The following is a 17,566-nucleotide window of genomic DNA, read 5'->3' as shown; positions in this document are numbered from 1 at the left end:
CGACATCAACGACCTCACCTTCGCCTGCGGCCCCCACCACCGCATGCTGCGACCCGACGGCTGGACCACCACGAAAAATGCCAAAGGCGACACCGAATGGAAACCACCCCCACACCTCGAGCGCGGCCAACCCCGCACCAATACCTATCACCACCCCGAAAAACTGCTCCACGACGGAGACGACGACGACGAAGCCGACAATCCGGGAGCCGCATAACACTTCGAGATCGCCACTAATTCAGATGGCGCCGACCCGCATCACCCGGCTGCGCCGCGCTCGCGATCGCCACTAATTCAGATAACGACGACCCCTAGTCGCGAGATCGTCCGGCAGGTCTAGCTGGAGCTGTTCTCCCGCGCGGCAGCCTTCTCCAGGTCGGTCAACGCCGGCTCAATCCGATCGGCCATGTCGTCGATGTCGTTGGCCACCTCGGGCGTCGTCACGAAACCGAAGTCCAGGTGGTCCTGGTAGGAGAAGCAGGTGATGTTCAGCGCGACATCCATCACGGGCGGCCCCAGCGGCACCAGCGAGTCCAATTTGGCGCCGGCCATATACAACGGGAACGGCGGGCCGGGCACATTGGAGACGACCAGGTTGATAGGGGCCAGGTTTCGCGACAAACCACTGGCGGTGTAGGCCCGCGCGGCCAGCTGCAGCAACCCGGGCGGGGTGGTCTCGGTCAGTCCCATGATCTGATGCGCCGACAGCGCTTTGGCCATCAGCTTGGCGTTCTGGCTGCTCTGGTGGATGGCCTGCAGCCGCTCCCCGGGGTCTTCGATATGGGTGGCCAACGAGACGGTCATCGAACCCACCTTGTTGCCGACGTCGTCCTTGTCTTCGTCGGTGCGGGTCGATACGGGGATCTGCGCGATGAGCGGTTTGGCAGGCAGCTCACCACGTTTGAGTAGGTAGTCGCGGGCGGCCCCGGCCACCAACGCCAGCACGACGTCGTTGAGCTTGACACCGTAGGCGTCCTTGATCACCTTGGCGCGGGCCAGTTCGACGCGGCAGCCGGTGATGCGCCGGTGCGGCGATACCGACGCGTTGAAGCGGGTTTTGGGCGCATCGAAGTACCGCGATGGCTTGCTGCTCACACCCAACGCGGCGATCTGCTGACGCACGGTCTGCTCCACCAGCCGCGCGACGCGGAACGGCGTCTTGACGCCGACGTTGATGAGCGCGCCCACCGCCCGCCGCTCGATGCCCGGAATCCGCAATCCCACCAGCGATCCCACCGTTTCCTGTTGCGGCGGACGCGGTTTCGGTGTGATGTCCAAGAGAATTTCACCCAGGCCGGCGCCCGACACGCCGTCGACGATGGCGTGGTGCATCTTGGTCAGCGACGCGATCCGGCCGCCCTCGACACCCTCGATCACCCACATCTCCCACAGCGGCCGGGCACGGTCCAGCTTGTAGGACATCAACCGCCCCACCAGCTCCTCGAGTTCACGCCGGCCGCCGGGCGCCGGAACCCCGATGCGCCGGATGTGGAAGTCGGGGTCGAGGTCCTCGTCCTCGACGAACCACGGCCGGTCCAGCCCGAGCGGCGCGTCGGCGACCCGCCACCGCAGCTGCGGCAGCTCCGGCAGCCGCTCGATGATCAGCTCGCGCAGTCGCGCAAAGCTGTACTCCGGCGCGTCCCTCGGGTCGCAAATCGCGAGTGCGCCCACATGCATGTGCCAGCCCGCGGTTTCGGCTGACCAAAACGCCGCATCAACGCTCGAAAGCCGCTTCATTCCCCGACCGTAGCCCTCCCCGACCCGTCGCACCCAGCAAAATCGCCGCCTAGTCAGGCGTCCTCTAGTAAATCCGGCGTCACCGCCGACTCCGTGTCGGGGATGCCCTCGACCTTCGCCTTGCGGTCGGCCATCGACAACAACCGCCGAATACGGCCGGCCACAGCATCTTTCGTCATCGGCGGGTCGGCGAGCCGGCCGAGCTCCTCCAGCGACGCCTGCCGGTGCTCGACGCGCAGCTTGCCGGCCGAGGCCAAATGGTCGGGGACGGTATCGCCGAGGATCTCCAGCGCCCGCTCCACCCGGGCGGCCGCCGCGACCGCCGCACGCGCCGAGCGGCGCAGGTTGGCGTCGTCGAAATTGGCGAGCCGGTTGGCCGTCGCCCGCACCTCGCGGCGCATCCGGCGCTCCTCCCACACCAGCCGGGTGTCCTGGGCACCCATCCGGGTCAGCAACGCGCCGATCGCCTCGCCGTCGCGAACCACCACCCGGTCGGCGCCACGCACCTCGCGGGCCTTCGCGCCGACCCCCAGCCGGCGCGCCGCGCCCACCAACGCCAGCGCCGCCTCCGGGCCGGGGCAGCTGACTTCCAATGCCGAGGACCGTCCCGGCTCGGTCAGCGACCCATGCGCCAGGAAGGCTCCTCGCCACGCGGCTTCGGCGTCACCGACACTGCCGCCCACCACCTGGGCGGGCAGCCCGCGCACCGGGCGGCCGCGGTTGTCGAGCAGACCGGTCTGGCGGGCCAGCGCCTCGCCATCGTTGGCCACCCGCAGCACGTATCGGGTGCTCTTGCGAATCCCGCTGGCGGACAACACATGTACGACGGCGGTGTATCCGTAGAGTTCGAAAACCTCTTTGCGCAGCCGCCGCGCGACGTTGCCCAGATCCACCTCGGCCTCCACCACGACGCGACCACCGACGATGTGCAGACCACCGGCGAACCGCAGCAGGGACGTGACTTCCGCGCGGCGGGCGCTGACCGACTTCACGACCAGGCGGCTCAGTTCGTCCTTGACTTCGGTCGTCATCGCCACGAGTCGTCACCCCTTGGTCCGCTGCCGGTGGGTCCATTCCCACCTGTTGGTGGGCTTGCGCCGTCGACCCGAATATCCGCGGTGGCCGTGACCGGAGCCGCTTCCGGAGCCTTGTGGGCCGCCCGGACCCCGTCCAGGGCCGCCGCGAGCTTGCCTGGATCATGTAAAGGTGTACCAGGTCGGGCCACGTCGGCGAAGTGGACCTCGGCATGTAGCAGCGTGGCGGTGCGGCGCAGTTGCTCGCGTTCCCTCTCACTCGGCACCCGGTCGGCGTCGATGATGATGTCGTGCACGGCGAATTCCGGTGCGTGCTGGGCCAGCACGTGCAGATGACGCTCGACGGAGAAGCCGGCCGTCTCCCCCGGCTCGGCCACCAGATTGAGCACCAGCGCACGCCGCGCGGTGGTCGCCCGCAGCGCGGCCGCCAGCTCGGGCACCAGCACATGCGGTATCACGCTGGTGAACCACGAGCCGGGGCCCAGCACCACCAGGTCGGCGGCCATGATGGCGTCGACGGCCTGCCTTGTCGCCGGGGGGTTGTCGGGCAGCAGCCGCACCCGTCGCACCTTGCCCGGGGTGGTCGCGATCGCCACCTGGCCGCGGATCACCCGGAACATCCGCGGGTCGCCTTCCAGACCGGATACGTCGGCCTCGATCTGCAGCGCGATCGGGCACATCGGCAGCACCCTGCCCTTGACACCGAGGATGCGGCCCAGCTCGTCGAGGGCGGCGACCGGATCGGCCAGCACCTCGGACAGGCCGGCCAGCATCAGGTTGCCGATCGGATGACCGGCCAAAGCGCCACTGCCGCCGAACCGGTGCTGCAGGATGGTCGCCCACAGTCGCCCATGCGGACTGTCAGATGCCAAGGCTGCCAACGCCATTCGCAGATCACCCGGTGGAACCACGTCGAGTTCGCTGCGCAGCCGGCCGGAAGACCCGCCGTCGTCGGCGACGGTCACCACGGCGGTGACGTACGGGGTGAGCCGGCGGGCCGCCGACAACGTCGCGTACAGGCCGTGTCCGCCGCCGAGTGCGACGATGCCCCGGTTGATCGGCCCGCTCATTCGCGGCCCAGATCCCGGTGCAGCACCCGCACCGACAGCTGGTCTTCACCCTTCGAGACCTTCAGCGATTGCATCAATGCCTCGGCGATCGCGACACTGCGATGCTTGCCGCCGGTGCAGCCGATGGCGACCGTCATATAACGCTTGCCCTCCCTGCGGTAGCCGTCGACGACCAGAGACAGCAGTCGATGGTAGGCGTCGAGGAACTCGGCCGCGCCGGGCTGGCTCAACACGTAATCCCGCACCGCGGGGTCTTGTCCGGTGCGCGGGCGCAATTCGTCAACCCAGTGCGGGTTCGGCAGGAATCGCACATCCATCACCATGTCGGCGTCCATCGGCAGGCCGTACTTGAAGCCGAACGATTCGACCGTGACGCTGGTGGTCGCGCTGGCATCACCGCCGAACGCCCGCTCGATGGTCTCGCGTAAACCACGCACCGACAGCGTCGAGGTGTCGATGATCAGATCGGCGGTGGCGCGGACCGGAGCCAGCATCCGGCGTTCGGCGGCAATGCCCTCGGCCAGCGTCTGATCGCCCTGCAACGGATGGCTGCGGCGATTCTGTTCGTAGCGGCGCACCAACATGTCGTCGGATGCTTCCATGAACACCACCCGCGGGGCGATGTTTCGGGTCGCCAACTCGGTGCGCACCGAGTCCAGATCACCGGTGAAGCCGCGCGACCGCACGTCCATCACCACCGCCAGCTGGGTGATCCGCGACCCCGCGTCCATACCCAGATCAACCATCCGGGTGATCAGCTGCGGGGGCAGGTTGTCGGCCACATACCAGCCGAGGTCCTCGAGCACCTTGGCCGCGGTACCCCGCCCGGCACCGGATAACCCGGTGACCAGAACGACGTCGATACCCGCTGGGGCGTCCACCGAGCGGCTCCCCGCCAACTCACCTGGGCCCGTCATTGCGCGGCCCTGGACTGCTCGGGCCGCAGCGCCTCCAGGACGGCGGTGGCGGTGGCGACACCGATGCCGGGAACGGCGGTGATCTGGTCGACGGTGGCCTCCTTGAGGCGGGCTATCGATCCGAAATGGCTTACCAATGCCTTACGGCGATGTTCTCCCAATCCTGGCACCGAATCCAGCACCGATGCCGTCATTCGCTTGGATCGCTTGCTGCGATGGTAGGTGATCGCGAACCGGTGCGCCTCGTCGCGGATACGTTGCAGCAGGTAAAGCCCCTCGCTGTTGCGCGGCATGATGACGGGGTCGGGCTCCGAGGGCACCCACACCTCTTCGAGCCGTTTGGCCAGACCGATCACCGCGACATCGGTGACGCCGAGTCCCTCGAGCACCGCGCTGGCCGCGTTGACTTGCGGCGCGCCGCCGTCGACGACGTACAGGTTCGGTGGGTAGGCGAAGCGGCGAGACTTTCCTTCCGGCGAAAGCATATTCGGGTCGTTTTGTTCGCTCAGGTGCCGTGCGAAGCGGCGGCGGGTCACCTCGGCGATGGAGGCGACATCGTCGGAGCGTCCCTGCCCGGCGGCTTCCCGGATCCCGAAGTGCCGGTAGTCGGATTTGCGCGGCAGGCCGTCCTCGAACACCACCAGCGAGCCCACCACGTCGGTGCCCTGCACGTGGCTGATGTCCACACATTCGATGCGCAGCGGCGCAGCGGACAGACCGAGGGCTTCCTGAATATTCTGCAGCGCAGCGGATCTGGCGTTGAAGTCACCGGCGCGCTTCAGCTTGTGTTGCTGCAGCGCCTCTTTCGCGTTGCGCTGCACGGTTTCGGCCAGCGCCCGTTTGTCGCCGCGCCGCGGCACCCGCAGCGCCACCCGGGATCCGCGCAGGCCGGACAACCAACTCGTCAGCTCGTCGGCATTGGACGGCAGGCAGGGCACCAGCACCTCGCGCGGCACGGGGTTCACCGATTCGTCTGCGGCGCCACCCAATTCGGCCTGCTCGCCGTAGAACTGCGTCAAGAACTGCTCGACCAACTGCTCCTCACCGGAATCGCCAGGGTCGGCGGACTTTTCGACGATCCAGCCGCGCTGACCGCGAACCCGGCCACCGCGCACGTGGAACACCTGCACCGCGGCCTCGAGATCGTCGTCGGCGAAGGCCACCACGTCGGCGTCGGTGCCGTCACCGAGCACCACCGCCTGCTTTTCCATCGCCCTCTTCAGCGCGCCGAGGTCGTCGCGCAGCCGCGCCGCCCGCTCGAAATCGAGCCGCTCGGCCGCGGCGTTCATCTGCTGTTCCAGGTCGCGGGCGAACCGGTCGGTCTTGCCGGACAGGAAGTCGCAGAAATCGTTCACGATCTGGCGATGCTGTTCGGCACTGACCCTGCCGACACAGGGCGCCGAGCATTTGTCGATGTAGCCCAGCAGGCAAGGACGGTCGATCTGCTTGTGCCGCTTGAACACTCCCGCCGAACAGGTGCGCGCCGGAAACACCCGGGTGAGCAGATCCAGCGTCTCCCGGATGGCCCACGCGTGCGAGTAGGGCCCGAAATAGCGCACCCCTTTGCGGCGCGGGCCGCGATAGACCATCAGTCGCGGGAATTCCTCGTTGAGGGTGACCGCCAGCACCGGATAGGACTTGTCGTCGCGATAGCGGACGTTGAACCGCGGGTCGAACTCTTTGATCCAGTTGTATTCGAGCTGCAACGCCTCGACTTCGGTGTTGACCACCGTCCACTCGACCTTGGCCGCGGTGGTCACCATCTGCCGCGTCCGCGGATGCAGGCCGGCGACGTCGGCGAAGTAGGACGTCAACCGGCTCCGCAGGCTCTTCGCCTTGCCGACGTAGATGACCCGGCCGTGCGGATCCCGGAATCGGTAGACGCCCGGCTCGACCGGGATGGACCCGGGCGCGGGGCGATACGTGGCGGGATCTGGCACAGATCCAGGTTAGTAGCCGCGAACGACGGGCCGAGAAAGGCGGGCCGCGTGCGGGCGCCGGTCTACTGTGGTCCCTACCGGTCGCCCGCGAATGTTTGCAGAGGTTGGAAAGGGTTGGGAGGGTTGGGAGGAAATTTGGCCGTCGAGCCATCGCTCGCCTGGTTGCTGCACCCCCTGCCGGTCGACACCTTCCTCGACGAGATCTGGGCGACCAGGTACCACCACATCCAGCGATGCCACCCGGGCTATTTCGACAGCCTGCTGCCCGGGCCCTCGGCCGTCGACGAACTCCTCGAGCATGTGCGGCCGGAACCGTCGGCCGTGCGGCTGGTAAAAGGCGGCCAGGACAAGGATCCCGCCGGCTACCGGCGCAACGACGGCAGTCTCGACCCGGCCCTCGCCCGCGACGGTCTGGCCGACGGGTACACCATCGTGCTCAATGGTCTCGAGCAGTACCTGCGCACGGTGGCCGCGCTGTCGCATTCGCTCGAGGTGGAGCTGAACTTTCCGACGCGGGTCAACGCCTACGTCACGCCACCGGACTCCACCGGCTTTGTCCCCCACTACGACCCGCACGACGTGCTGGTCCTGCAGATCCAAGGGTCCAAGATGTGGCGCGTGTCCACCGCCGCCCCGGTGCCGCCACAGGAGATCCAGAGCCGCAAGGGGGTCGGGACGGGCGGGCTGACGTCGTCGACCGACGTGTGCCTGCGCGCCGGCGATGTGCTGTATCTGCCGCGCGGCCAAGTGCATTCGGCCGAGACGCGCTCCGAGCCATCCGTCCATTTGACGATCGGGCTGCACGCGCCCACCGTGCTGACGCTGATCACGCACGCGCTCTACGCGCTGAGCTTGCGGGACCCCGGGTTGCACACCCGTTTGTCGCCGCGGCACCTGGGCGACGCGGGCGTCCGCGCCGGCCTAAGCGACCTGGTGCGCGACGCCCTGCGAACGGTCGAGGACGCCGATATCGTCGCGGACGGTGTCGGCGCATTGGAGGACGTTTTGGTCCGGCGCGGCCGCTGCCCACCGGTCGGACGGGTCAGCGACACGGTCGGGATCGACGCGCAGACGCTGGTTCGCAAGCACGAACCGCTCTATGCGCGGGTGACGCGCGTCGCCGATCGCGTCGTCCTGCACTTCGCTCGATTGTCGGTGAGCGCGGGCCCCGACCACGAAGCCGCGATGCGGTTCCTCGCCTCGAGGACCGAGCCGTTTCGGGTCGGCGAGCTGCCCGGGCTGAGCACCCCGCAGCAGGCCGGGCTGGTGCAGACGCTGCTCCTGAACGGGTTCCTCGCCCGGCTGTCCAATGGCTGACAACTAGCTTCGTGTTTCCGGTGAAAGCCTGAAATTCTATCCGTATTTACGGTTTATTCCTCGATATGCTTCACTAGATGCGGATCGCCGTCCGTACCGCCGCTGCCCCTATCGCCTATCTGACCGTCGCCACACCTGGACGCGTCAGTTGACCTGGCACCACGCGATATCGGCGTCGGAGTCTTCGAACGAGATCGCAGTTTCGCAACTACGAGGGTGGCCAACGATGACGATGCCGATCTGGGCCGCATTCCCACCGGAAGTGAATTCGGCGGCGCTCTCCACCGGCCCGGGGCCCGCATCGTTGCTGGACTCGGAGGCGGCCTGGCTGGCGTTGAGCGCCGAATACGATACGGCGGCCACCGAACTCAGCGACTTGTTGGCGGAGGTGCAGGCCGGGACGTGGCAGGGCCCCACCGCGGAGGCCTTCGTGGCCGCGCACGTGCCGTATCTGGCATGGCTGCTGCAGAACAGCGCCAACAGCTCGGCAGCGGCCCTCGAGGCGGATACCGTGGCCGCGGCCTACACCGCCGCGTTGGCGGCCATGCCGACGCTGACAGAGATAGCAGCCAACAAAGCCCTGAACGCCACACTGGAGGCGACGAATTTCTTTGGCGTCAATACGATTCCGATCGCGCTCAACGAGCTCGACTATTTGCGGATGTGGTTGCAGGCGGCCACCGCGATGGCCATGTACGAGGCGGTATCGCAGACCGCCATGACGTGGGCCCCGCCGACCGCCCCGCCCCCGCCGATCCAGCTGACCAACCCCCCCAACCAAGATGCGGGCGGGGGGGCAGATCAGCTGAGCTGGTGGGTAGATCGCGTGCAACTGGTCGCCCAAGAACTCAACACGGACCTGAGCTCTGGATCCAACCCGTCTACGGCCATCCAGAGCCTGCTGACTGACCCGCTACTCCTCAAGGTTCCGCACTGGGCGGGCGAGGCGCTCTACACCTTCATTCCCCAAGTGCCGCAATTGTCGCAGCTCTCGGTAGGCCTGATCGCCCCCTTCATCCCCGCCGTGGGGGCGGCCGGCCTGGCGGGGCTGGCCGGACTGGCCGGTGTCGCTCAGCCCGCGCCCGCGCTGCCCGGCCTGGCGGTAGCGCCGGCGCCGTCGCACACGGGAACGCCGGTCGCGATGGCCCCCGGCCTGAGCGCACCCACCGCGGCCCCGGCCCCGGCCCCGGCGCCCGCACCGGCGGCGGCCCCGGCGTCGATCGCGACGCCCGCACCCGCGCCCGCGGTCGGCGTCCCCGGGTTCAGTTACCCGTACGTCGTCGGGCCGCCAGGCATCGGGTCGGGCGCGGACATCCGCGCCGGCGTGCGGGCCGAACAGAAATCGTTCGAGCCCGCTGCCGCCGCGGTGGCGGCCGCATCGGCCCAGCGGGAGCAGGCCCGCCGCCCTCGGCGCCAGCGGTCGGGCCTGATCGACCCCGGGCGCCGCTACGAATACCTCGATGCGGACTCGGACGCGAGTCCGGCCGGCAAAACCGCCGTGACGGCCTCGGACCGGGGTGCGGGACCGCTGGGGTTCGCCGGCACCGCCCGCGGGCCGAATGCCGCTCCGGTGGGGTTAACCACACTTGCCGGGGATTCACTGGACGAAGGACCCCGAATGCCGCTGCTACCGAGCAGCTGGGGGCCCGAAAGCGAGGGTCCGGAAGCGGGGCAAGCGGACGCCCCCTGAGTGCCCCGCGCGCGTTGCCGCGGGTTTGGGCGGCCTCGGTTCTGGCTACCAAGCTTCTAGCTCAACGTTAGAGTGGGGGCACAGCAATGGAGGGAGTCCGTAAATGATGAAGCGCTCGTTGGCCAAACTGGCCGTCACCGTCGGCGGCCTGGCTTTGGCGTCGACCGCTGGGGCCGGAGTCGCAGCCGCCAGTCCTGATTACGGTCCGATGATCAACACGACCTGTAGCTATGACCAGGCGATGCGGGCGGTGCACGCGGAAAACCCGATGGCCGCCCAGTACCTCGACCAATCGCCGCCCAACCAGCAGTTTTTGCAGCAGTACCTGGCTTCGTCGCCCGATCAGCGCGTGAATCTGCTGCACGCGATCGAGCACAACCAGGGCGCCCAGCAGGCCCTGCCGATTTTCCAGCAGATGATGACGGACTGCACCCGATACTGAGTGCCTCCGATGCCGGCTTCCGGCTCAAGCGTTAGGTCACCAGGCGGCGGGCCGCTGCGGCTGAGCAGCGCGCCCGTCGACCTGTGCGCGGCCGTTGGGCCGGTTGGCCCTCAGGGGGTCTGCAGGTCCGGTCGATAGCGCGCCAGCAGCGAGCGCACCGTGTCCATGGCGGCCACCGCGCGGCCCTTGTCGACGGCCTGGATGGCCATCACCGGGATGTATTCGTCGTCGGGTAAGTCGATGCGCGCCCAGCGGTGGCCCACCGGAAACGAGACGCCGACAACGTCGGGCCATTCGACCAGCTTGTCTCCCAACAGGTTTCTCACCGATACGCCGGCGGGCCCGACCCGCAGCCTGGGACGTGCGAACAACAGCACGAGGCCGGCAAGTACCAGCCCCAGCACCACGAACGCCACCTGGTCGGCGGTCTGAAAGACCACGCCGGTGGACTTCACCTTGAGCAACAGGCCCACCGCGATGTGCGCTCCGGCGATGAGAACCGCCGCCCCGTAGGCGAACAGCGGTGTGCGATGGGGACGCAGCACCGCATCCCAGGTCTCGCGGCCGGCCGGCGACGTCACGACCGAGCGCGCAACTCGCGCAGGGTGAGCGCCGCGGACAGCGCCGCCCCGGCCGCCTGGGCCCCTTTGTCCTCGACCGACGCCGGAAGCCCGGCCCGATCCAGCGCCTGCTCCTCGTTGTCGGTGGTCAGCACGCCGTTGGCGACCGGCGTCGCCGAGTCCAGCGAAACCCGAGTCAGACCCTGGGTCACCGCATCGCAGACGTACTCGAAATGCGGTGTCTGCCCGCGGATCACGACACCCAACGCGACGACGGCATCGTGGTTACGGGTGAGCTCCTGGGCCACCACCGGGATTTCGATGGCGCCGAGCACACGGACCACCGTGGGGTTGTCGACGCCCGACTCGGCGGCGACTTTGCGGGCGCCGGCCAGCAGCGCGTCACAGATCTCGTTGTGCCAGGTGCTTGCCACGATGCCGAGCCGCACTCCAGAAGCGTCAAGCGCCGGCACTTCCGGCACGCCGGCGCCACCGCTCATCGGCGCCGCTCTCCCCGGCAAGCGGGCCCGGGGCTCATCGGCGCCGCTCCTCAGCACCACTTCGTTCCGCATCGTCGCCGGCGCGGGTCATAGGGCGCCCCCGAATTCGCCTGGCAGATGGACGGATTCGTGAAAGTCGTCCAGACCGACCAGGTCGTGACCCATCCTGTCCCGCTTGGTCATCAGGTACCGGATGTTCTCCGCGTTGGCGCGCACCGGAAGCGGAACCCGTTCGATGATGTGCAGGCCGTAGCCGTCCAGCCCGACCCGCTTAGCCGGGTTGTTGGTCAGCAGCCGCATCGAGCGCACTCCGAGGTCCACCAGGATCTGCGCGCCGATTCCGTAATCCCTTGCATCGGCCGGTAATCCGAGCTTGAGGTTGGCGTCGACGGTATCTTCGCCGGCATCCTGCAGCTGATAGGCCTGCAGTTTGTGCATCAGACCGATGCCGCGGCCCTCGTGGCCGCGCATGTACAGGACGATGCCGCGCCCCTCGCGGGCGACCATCGCCATCGCGGCGTCCAGCTGGGGTCCGCAGTCACAGCGGCGGGAACCGAAGACGTCACCGGTCAAGCACTCGGAGTGCACGCGCACCAGCACGTCGTCGCCGTCCGAGTTGGGCCCGGCGATCTCACCGCGAACCAGCGCAACGTGTTCGACTTCCTCGTAGATGCTGGCGTAGCCGATGGCACGGAATTCGCCGTGCCGCGTCGGGATCCGGGCCTCGGCGATCCGGGCGATGTGCTTCTCGTGTTTGCGCCGCCACTCGATCAGGTCGGCGATGGTGATCATCGCGAGATCGTGTTCGTCGGCGAAGACCCGCAGCTCGTCGGTCTGCGCCATCGAGCCTTCGTCTTTTTGGCTGACGATCTCGCAGATCGCGCCCGCAGGCTGCAGGCCGGCCATTCGGGCCAGGTCGACCGCGGCCTCGGTGTGACCGGGGCGGCGCAGCACACCACCGTCCTTGGCGCGCAACGGAACCACGTGACCTGGGCGGGTGAAATCGTCGGCGACAGTGGTGGGATCGGCCAACAAGCGCATCGTGGTGGCGCGGTCGGAAGCCGAAATCCCGGTGCCCACACCATCTCTAGCGTCCACAGTGACGGTGTAGGCGGTCCCGTGCTTGTCCTGGTTCACCGCGTACATGGGCAGCAGCCCAAGCCGGTCACAGATCGCCCCGTCCAGCGGCACACACAGGTATCCCGAGGTGTAGCGCACCATGAACGCCACCATCTCCGGCGTCGCCTTCTCGGCGGCGAAGATCAGATCGCCCTCGTTCTCCCGGTCCTCGTCGTCAATGACGATGACGGCCTTGCCGGCCGCAATGTCGGCAACCGCCCTCTCGACGGAGTCCAACCTCGTCATCTCTGCTACCTCGCCGTTCCCGCTCTCCGACGGGAACACTGTCAGAATGGCTCACACGAGAAGCCCACGTGTTGCATTCAGTATGAACCACGCCGACACCGCGGTTAATGCGGCGGCTTGATCAGCGGGACATCAACCGCTCGACGTATTTGGCGATCACGTCGACTTCGAGGTTCAGCTGCGTCCCGACCGGAACGTGGCCCAAGGTGGTCAGTTCGCGGGTGGTGGGAATCAGCGAGACCTCAAACCAGTCGCGTGGGTCGCTGCCCAGGCCGGACACCGTCAACGAAATCCCGTCGACGGTGATCGACCCCTTCTCCACGACATAGCGGGCCACCTCCGCCGGGAGCTCGATACGCACCACCTCCCAGTGCTCAGACGGTGTGCGCGCCACGATCTGCCCGGTCCCGTCGACGTGGCCCTGCACGATGTGCCCGCCCAGCCGGCTGTTGACGGCCGCGGCGCGCTCCAGGTTCACCCGGCTGCCGACCCGCAATTCGCCCAAGTTGGACCGGTTCAGCGTTTCGCCCATCACGTCGGCGGTGAAGTGGCCGCCGGGCAGCAACTCGGCGACCGTCAGGCACACGCCGTTGACGGCGATCGAATCGCCATGCCCCGCGTCGGCGGTCACGACGGCTCCGCGGATGGTCAGCCGCGCCGCATCGGAAAGGACGTCGCGGCCCGTCACCTCCCCGAGCTCCTCGACAATTCCGGTAAACATCCTCTAAGGCTAATCGGCCCGCACTCAGACGCATGAGCAGGGCAAACACCGTCGCACAGACCACACCGGGCCCCCGCGTTCACCAGGGGAGTCACCTGCACCCTCTACGATGCAGAGTATGCAGACCCGCCGCCGTCTATCGGCCGTTTTCGCATCCCTGACCCTCGCCACCGCCTTGATCGCCGGCTGTTCGTCGGGCTCAAAGCAGAGCAGCGCGCCGCTCCCCGACGCCACGACCTTGGTCAAGCAGTCGGCCGACGCCACCAAGAATGTGAAGAGCGCGCACATCGCGCTGAGCATTCAGGGCAAGATCCCCGGGCTCCCCATCAAGACGCTGAACGGTGACCTCACCACGGCGTCGGCCACCGCCGCATCGGGTAACGCCACGATCACCCTGGGCGGGTCCGACATCGACGTGAACTTCGTCGTCGTCGACGGAACCCTCTACGCGACCCTCACCCCGAACAAGTGGAGTGACTTCGGCAAGGCGTCCGACATCTACGACGTCTCGGTGCTGCTGAACCCGGACAGCGGGCTGGGCAACGCGCTGGCGAACTTCAGCAACGCCAAGGCCGAGGGCCGCGACACCATCGACGGGGAGAGCACCATCCGCGTCAGCGGGAACGTCTCGGCCGACGCGGTGAACAAGATCGTGCCGCAGTTCAAAGCGACCCAGCCGGTACCGAGCACGGTGTGGATTCAGGAGACCAGTGACCACAAGCTGGTCCGGGCCAATCTGCAGAAGAGTTCGGGCAATTCCGCCGAGATCACCCTGTCGAAGTGGGGGGAGCAGGTTCAGGTCAGCAAGCCCCCGGTGAGCTCGTGACCACAGCAACCGGGCGCCGCGTAGCGATCAGCGCGGGCAGTCTGGCGGTACTGCTAGGGGCCCTGGACGCCTATGTCGTCGTGACGATCATGCGCGACATCATGACCGACGTTCATATCCCGATCAACCAGCTGCAGCGCATCACCTGGATCATCACGATGTACCTGCTGGGTTACATCGCCGCCATGCCGCTGCTGGGGCGCGCTTCCGACCGGTTCGGCCGCAAGCTGGTGCTGCAGGTCAGCCTCGTGCTGTTCATGGTCGGATCGGTGGTCACCGCGCTGGCCGGTCATTGGGGCGATTTCCACCTGCTGGTCGGCGGCCGCACCATCCAGGGTGTGGCCAGCGGCGCGCTGCTGCCGGTCACCCTCGCCCTGGGCGCCGATCTGTGGGCCCAGCGCAACCGCGCCGGTGTGCTCGGCGGCATCGGCGCCGCCCAGGAGCTCGGCAGCGTGCTGGGCCCGCTGTACGGGATCTTCATCGTCTTCTTGTTCCACGACTGGCGCTATGTGTTCTGGATCAACGTCCCGCTGACCCTCATCGCCATGGTGATGATCCAGTTCAGCCTGCCGTCGCACGAACGCACCGAGACGCCCGAGAAGGTCGACCTGGTCGGTGGTGTGCTGCTCGCGGTCGCGCTGGGCCTCGCGGTGATCGGTCTCTACAACCCGGAACCCGACGGCAAACAGATCCTGCCGAGCTACGGGTTGCCGCTGGTGATCGGTGCGGTCGTGGTCGGGGTGCTGTTCCTGCTGTGGGAGCGCTTCTCCCGGACCCGGCTGATCGAACCGGCCGGCGTGCGCTTCCGGCCGTTCCTGGCCGCGCTGGGCGCATCGTTGTGCGCCGGGGCGGCGCTGATGGTGACGTTGGTCGACGTCGAGCTGTTCGGCCAGGGAGTGCTGGGACAGACCCAGGCACAGGCCGCCGGGCTGTTGCTGTGGTTCCTGATCGCCCTGCCGATCGGGGCGGTGCTGGGCGGGTGGATCGCCACCCTCGTCGGCGACCGTGCGGTGACCTTCGTCGGGCTGCTCATCGCGGCATACGGTTACTGGCTGATCCACTTCTGGCGCCAGGATGTGATGAGCCAGAAACACAACATTCTCGGGCTGTTGAACGTCCCCGCGCTGCACGCCGACCTGCTGGTGGCGGGTTTCGGCCTCGGGCTGGTGATCGGACCACTGACCTCGGCCGCGCTGCGAGTTGTCCCGTCGGCGCAACACGGCATCGCCTCGGCGGCCGTGGTGGTGGCCCGGATGACGGGCATGCTGATCGGTGTGGCCGCGCTCAGCGCGTGGGGCCTCTACCGGTTCAACCAGATCGTCGCGGGCTTGACGGCCGCGATCCCGCCCGACGCCACCCTGTTGGAGCGAATCGCCGCCCAGGGAACGATGTACCTCAAGGCGTTCGCCATGATGTACGGCGACATCTTCGCGGCCACCGTCGGCATCTGTGTGGTGGGGGCGCTGCTCGGCCTGCTCATCGGCGGCCGCAAAGAACAGGCCGAGGAACCGGAAATCCCTGAGCCGCAAACGGTTTCATTGGGTGAGCGCTAGGCGCGCCGCTAGCCCCTGCGCGGCACCAGGCTGAGCACCAGGTCGGGCCCCACCCGATCGATTCCGTCGAACTGCCAGCGCAACGCCCGCGCGATCGTCGGGACTCCGACGTCGTCGACCGCGGTGACGGGGCCGCCCAACAGGGTCGGTGCGACGTAGGCCAGGATCCGGTTCACCGCCCCGGCCCGCAGGAAGGCGCCCGCCAGGGTGGGGCCGCCCTCCAGCAGCACGTCGGTGCGGTCCGAAACCGCCTTGAGCACCTCCATGGGGTCGTGCGTCCGGATCAACATGGTCCGCGAATCGTCGTTGAGAACCTTTGCCTCTGAAGGTATTTCCCGCATTCCCACGACCACTCGCAGCGGTTGCCGCTTCGCCAGGGAGCGGTCGGGCAGTCGGGCGGTCAGCGCCGGGTCATCGGCCAGCACCGTGCCCGTGCCCACCACGATCGCGTCGCACACCGCGCGGCGGCGGTGCAGGTCCAGCCGTGAGGCCTCGCTGGAAATCCACTGGCTGGAGCCGTCGGCGGCCGCGCTGCGGCCATCGACGCTGCTGGCGTATTTCCACGTCAGATGCGGCAGCCCGGTCCGCTGCTTGTGCAGCCACTCCCGCAGTGGCCCGCCGGTCACCTCGTCGGCCAACACGCCGGAGCGCACCGCGACGCCCGCTTCCCGGAGCCGGGCCGCGCCCCCGGCGGCCTCCGGGTTCGGGTCCGCGACCGCGTACACCACCGTGCCCACCTTCGCGTTCAGCAACGCGTCCACGCACGGCGGGGTTTTGCCGAAGTGGTTGCACGGCTCGAGGGTGACCACGACCGTCCCACCCACGGCCAACTCGCCCGCGCGGCGTAGCGCCAAGATCTCGGCATGGTCGCCGCCGGCCGGTTCGGTGGCGCCGACGCCGACCACCTCGCCGCCGGCGTCCAGGATGACCGCGCCCACGGGCGGATTCGGATACGTCGTGCCCTTGACGAGATTGGACTGCTCGATCGCCAGGCGCATCGCGGCGTCAAAGCTGTCACCCGGCGAAACGGTCATCGACGCAGGTGCGCGGACGCGCCGGCGGCCTGCCGCCGCAACGCGTCGATCGCGGCCTCCGGGTCAGCGGCGCCGTACACGGCCGAGCCGGCGACGAAACAATCGACACCGGCTTCGGCGGCCTGCTCGATGGTGTCCCCGTTGATCCCGCCGTCGATTTCGACCAGGATCGTCAACTCCCCCGCGTCGATGAGCTTGCGCGCGGTACGCACTTTGCTCAGGACCTCGGGAATGAAGCTCTGGCCGCCGAAACCGGGCTCCACCGACATGATGAGCAGGGTGTCGAACTGCGGCAGGATTTCCAGGTACGGCTCGAGTGGCGTCCCCGGCTTCACGCTGATCCCCGCCTTGGCGCCGGCGGCGCGGATGTCGCGGGCCACGCCGATCGGATTCTGGGTTGCCTCGGCGTGGAAGGTGACGTTGTAGGCCCCCGCTTCGGCGTAGGGGGGCGCCCAGCGGTCGGGGTCCTCGATCATCAGATGGCAGTCCATCGGGATGGTGGTGGCCGCCAGCAGGCTCTCCACCACCGGCAACCCGAACGTCAGGTTGGGCACGAAGTGGTTGTCCATCACGTCGACGTGCAGCCAGTCGGCGCCACTCACGGCGGCAGCTTCGTCGGCGAGCCGGGAGAAGTCAGCGGAAAGGATCGACGGTGCGATCAGAGGCCCCTTCGATGATCCCGTGTTGGCAGGCATGAGCGCCAGACTACTGAGCCGCGCGGCTTGGTTCACATCTGGCGGCGCTACCCCGCTTCGCGGCGCAGCGCGGCCGCGGCCGGGTCTGTTCGTGTCGCCGCCCCGCTACCCCGCTTCGCGGCGCAGCGCGGCCGCGGCCGGGTCTGTTCGTGTCGCCGCCCCGCT

16 protein-coding genes and 1 pseudogene are annotated in these 17,566 nt (G+C 68.1%); 6 read left to right on the top strand and 11 right to left on the bottom strand.

Going from position 1 to position 17,566, the window contains the following annotated elements:
* Positions 1-217: pseudogene (locus EPN51_RS10105) on the top strand (hypothetical protein); the annotation flags it as partial.
* Positions 218-336: 119 nt separating this feature from the next.
* Here the strand turns inward: EPN51_RS10105 and EPN51_RS10100 are convergent.
* The 5 genes from EPN51_RS10100 to uvrC are packed head-to-tail and all read right to left on the bottom strand — an operon-like array spanning position 337 to position 6,698.
* A complete protein-coding gene (locus EPN51_RS10100) occupies positions 337-1,737 on the bottom strand; it encodes a wax ester/triacylglycerol synthase family O-acyltransferase (RefSeq protein ID WP_293041441.1) in 1,401 nt (466 codons plus the stop codon).
* A gap of 53 nt (positions 1,738-1,790) precedes the next feature.
* A complete protein-coding gene (gene whiA / locus EPN51_RS10095) occupies positions 1,791-2,768 on the bottom strand; it encodes a DNA-binding protein WhiA (RefSeq protein ID WP_293041438.1) in 978 nt (325 codons plus the stop codon).
* Positions 2,765-3,829, bottom strand: coding sequence for a uridine diphosphate-N-acetylglucosamine-binding protein YvcK (gene yvcK, locus EPN51_RS10090; protein WP_293041443.1), 1,065 nt, complete (start codon positions 3,827-3,829; stop codon positions 2,765-2,767). Before yvcK ends, whiA begins: the two co-directional genes overlap by 4 nt.
* A gap of 8 nt (positions 3,830-3,837) precedes the next feature.
* Positions 3,838-4,758 (bottom strand): RNase adapter RapZ, encoded by a 921-nt coding sequence (gene rapZ, locus EPN51_RS10085; RefSeq protein WP_293041435.1) that lies wholly within the window; start codon positions 4,756-4,758, stop codon positions 3,838-3,840.
* Positions 4,755-6,698, bottom strand: a complete 1,944-nt coding sequence (gene uvrC / locus EPN51_RS10080; protein ID WP_293041432.1) for an excinuclease ABC subunit UvrC — start codon at positions 6,696-6,698, stop codon at positions 4,755-4,757. The genes rapZ and uvrC overlap by 4 nt, the downstream gene beginning before the upstream one ends.
* 135 nt (positions 6,699-6,833) lie before the next feature.
* Here uvrC and EPN51_RS10075 point away from each other — a divergent pair, with 135 nt between their 5' ends.
* The 3 genes from EPN51_RS10075 (at position 6,834) to EPN51_RS10065 (ending at position 10,147) form a co-directional block, all read left to right on the top strand.
* Positions 6,834-8,015 carry a cupin domain-containing protein gene (locus EPN51_RS10075; RefSeq protein ID WP_293041429.1) on the top strand — a complete coding sequence of 394 codons (1,182 nt, stop codon included), beginning with the start codon at positions 6,834-6,836 and terminating at the stop codon, positions 8,013-8,015.
* 226 nt (positions 8,016-8,241) lie between these two features.
* Complete coding sequence (locus EPN51_RS10070) at positions 8,242-9,705, top strand: PPE family protein (RefSeq protein WP_293041426.1); 1,464 nt, start codon at positions 8,242-8,244, stop codon at positions 9,703-9,705.
* A 103-nt stretch (positions 9,706-9,808) separates the two neighbouring features.
* Positions 9,809-10,147, top strand: a complete 339-nt coding sequence (locus tag EPN51_RS10065; RefSeq protein ID WP_293041423.1) for a hemophore-related protein — start codon at positions 9,809-9,811, stop codon at positions 10,145-10,147.
* Between the two features lie 110 nt (positions 10,148-10,257).
* On the opposite strand, the gene EPN51_RS10060 is transcribed toward EPN51_RS10065, so the two are convergent.
* From EPN51_RS10060 to EPN51_RS10045, 4 genes are all read right to left on the bottom strand, one after another.
* Positions 10,258-10,728 (bottom strand): PH domain-containing protein, encoded by a 471-nt coding sequence (locus tag EPN51_RS10060; protein WP_293041420.1) that lies wholly within the window; start codon positions 10,726-10,728, stop codon positions 10,258-10,260.
* Positions 10,725-11,207 carry a 6,7-dimethyl-8-ribityllumazine synthase gene (ribH, locus tag EPN51_RS10055; RefSeq protein WP_293041417.1) on the bottom strand — a complete coding sequence of 161 codons (483 nt, stop codon included), beginning with the start codon at positions 11,205-11,207 and terminating at the stop codon, positions 10,725-10,727. The genes EPN51_RS10060 and ribH overlap by 4 nt, the downstream gene beginning before the upstream one ends.
* 87 nt (positions 11,208-11,294) lie before the next feature.
* A complete protein-coding gene (locus EPN51_RS10050) occupies positions 11,295-12,572 on the bottom strand; it encodes a bifunctional 3,4-dihydroxy-2-butanone-4-phosphate synthase/GTP cyclohydrolase II (protein WP_293041414.1) in 1,278 nt (425 codons plus the stop codon).
* A gap of 121 nt (positions 12,573-12,693) precedes the next feature.
* Entirely contained in the window at positions 12,694-13,293 is a 600-nt protein-coding gene (locus EPN51_RS10045) for a riboflavin synthase (RefSeq protein WP_293041411.1), read from the bottom strand.
* Positions 13,294-13,402: 109 nt separating this feature from the next.
* Between EPN51_RS10045 and EPN51_RS10040 the strand changes: the two genes are divergently transcribed.
* Complete coding sequence (locus tag EPN51_RS10040) at positions 13,403-14,119, top strand: LppX_LprAFG lipoprotein (protein ID WP_293041409.1); 717 nt, start codon at positions 13,403-13,405, stop codon at positions 14,117-14,119.
* Positions 14,116-15,672, top strand: a complete 1,557-nt coding sequence (locus EPN51_RS10035) for an MFS transporter (RefSeq protein WP_293041406.1) — start codon at positions 14,116-14,118, stop codon at positions 15,670-15,672. Before EPN51_RS10040 ends, EPN51_RS10035 begins: the two co-directional genes overlap by 4 nt.
* 8 nt (positions 15,673-15,680) lie before the next feature.
* On the opposite strand, the gene ribD is transcribed toward EPN51_RS10035, so the two are convergent.
* A complete protein-coding gene (ribD, locus tag EPN51_RS10030; RefSeq protein ID WP_293041403.1) occupies positions 15,681-16,706 on the bottom strand; it encodes a bifunctional diaminohydroxyphosphoribosylaminopyrimidine deaminase/5-amino-6-(5-phosphoribosylamino)uracil reductase RibD in 1,026 nt (341 codons plus the stop codon).
* Complete coding sequence (gene rpe, locus EPN51_RS10025) at positions 16,703-17,401, bottom strand: ribulose-phosphate 3-epimerase (RefSeq protein WP_293041400.1); 699 nt, start codon at positions 17,399-17,401, stop codon at positions 16,703-16,705. Before rpe ends, ribD begins: the two co-directional genes overlap by 4 nt.
* Between the last annotated feature and the right edge of the window lie 165 nt (positions 17,402-17,566).

Source organism: Mycobacterium sp. (genome assembly GCF_004298145.1).
In the GTDB taxonomy this organism is placed as follows: Bacteria; Actinomycetota; Actinomycetes; order Mycobacteriales; family Mycobacteriaceae; genus Mycobacterium.
This window is presented reverse-complemented; position numbering and strand designations above follow the sequence as displayed.

What these genes read in the sequence shown, in the direction of transcription:
- EPN51_RS10100 (WP_293041441.1), bottom strand. Translation starts at nt 1,737, where the DNA reads ATGAAGCGGCTTTCGAGCGTTGATGCGGCGTTTTGGTCAGCCGAAACC.
- whiA (WP_293041438.1), bottom strand. Translation starts at nt 2,768, where the DNA reads ATGACGACCGAAGTCAAGGACGAACTGAGCCGCCTGGTCGTGAAGTCG.
- rapZ (WP_293041435.1), bottom strand. Translation starts at nt 4,758, where the DNA reads ATGACGGGCCCAGGTGAGTTGGCGGGGAGCCGCTCGGTGGACGCCCCA.
- EPN51_RS10070 (WP_293041426.1), top strand. Translation starts at nt 8,242, where the DNA reads ATGACGATGCCGATCTGGGCCGCATTCCCACCGGAAGTGAATTCGGCG.
- EPN51_RS10065 (WP_293041423.1), top strand. Translation starts at nt 9,809, where the DNA reads ATGATGAAGCGCTCGTTGGCCAAACTGGCCGTCACCGTCGGCGGCCTG.
- ribH (WP_293041417.1), bottom strand. Translation starts at nt 11,207, where the DNA reads ATGAGCGGTGGCGCCGGCGTGCCGGAAGTGCCGGCGCTTGACGCTTCT.
- EPN51_RS10050 (WP_293041414.1), bottom strand. Translation starts at nt 12,572, where the DNA reads ATGACGAGGTTGGACTCCGTCGAGAGGGCGGTTGCCGACATTGCGGCC.
- EPN51_RS10045 (WP_293041411.1), bottom strand. Translation starts at nt 13,293, where the DNA reads ATGTTTACCGGAATTGTCGAGGAGCTCGGGGAGGTGACGGGCCGCGAC.
- EPN51_RS10040 (WP_293041409.1), top strand. Translation starts at nt 13,403, where the DNA reads ATGCAGAGTATGCAGACCCGCCGCCGTCTATCGGCCGTTTTCGCATCC.
- ribD (WP_293041403.1), bottom strand. Translation starts at nt 16,706, where the DNA reads ATGACCGTTTCGCCGGGTGACAGCTTTGACGCCGCGATGCGCCTGGCG.
- rpe (WP_293041400.1), bottom strand. Translation starts at nt 17,401, where the DNA reads ATGCCTGCCAACACGGGATCATCGAAGGGGCCTCTGATCGCACCGTCG.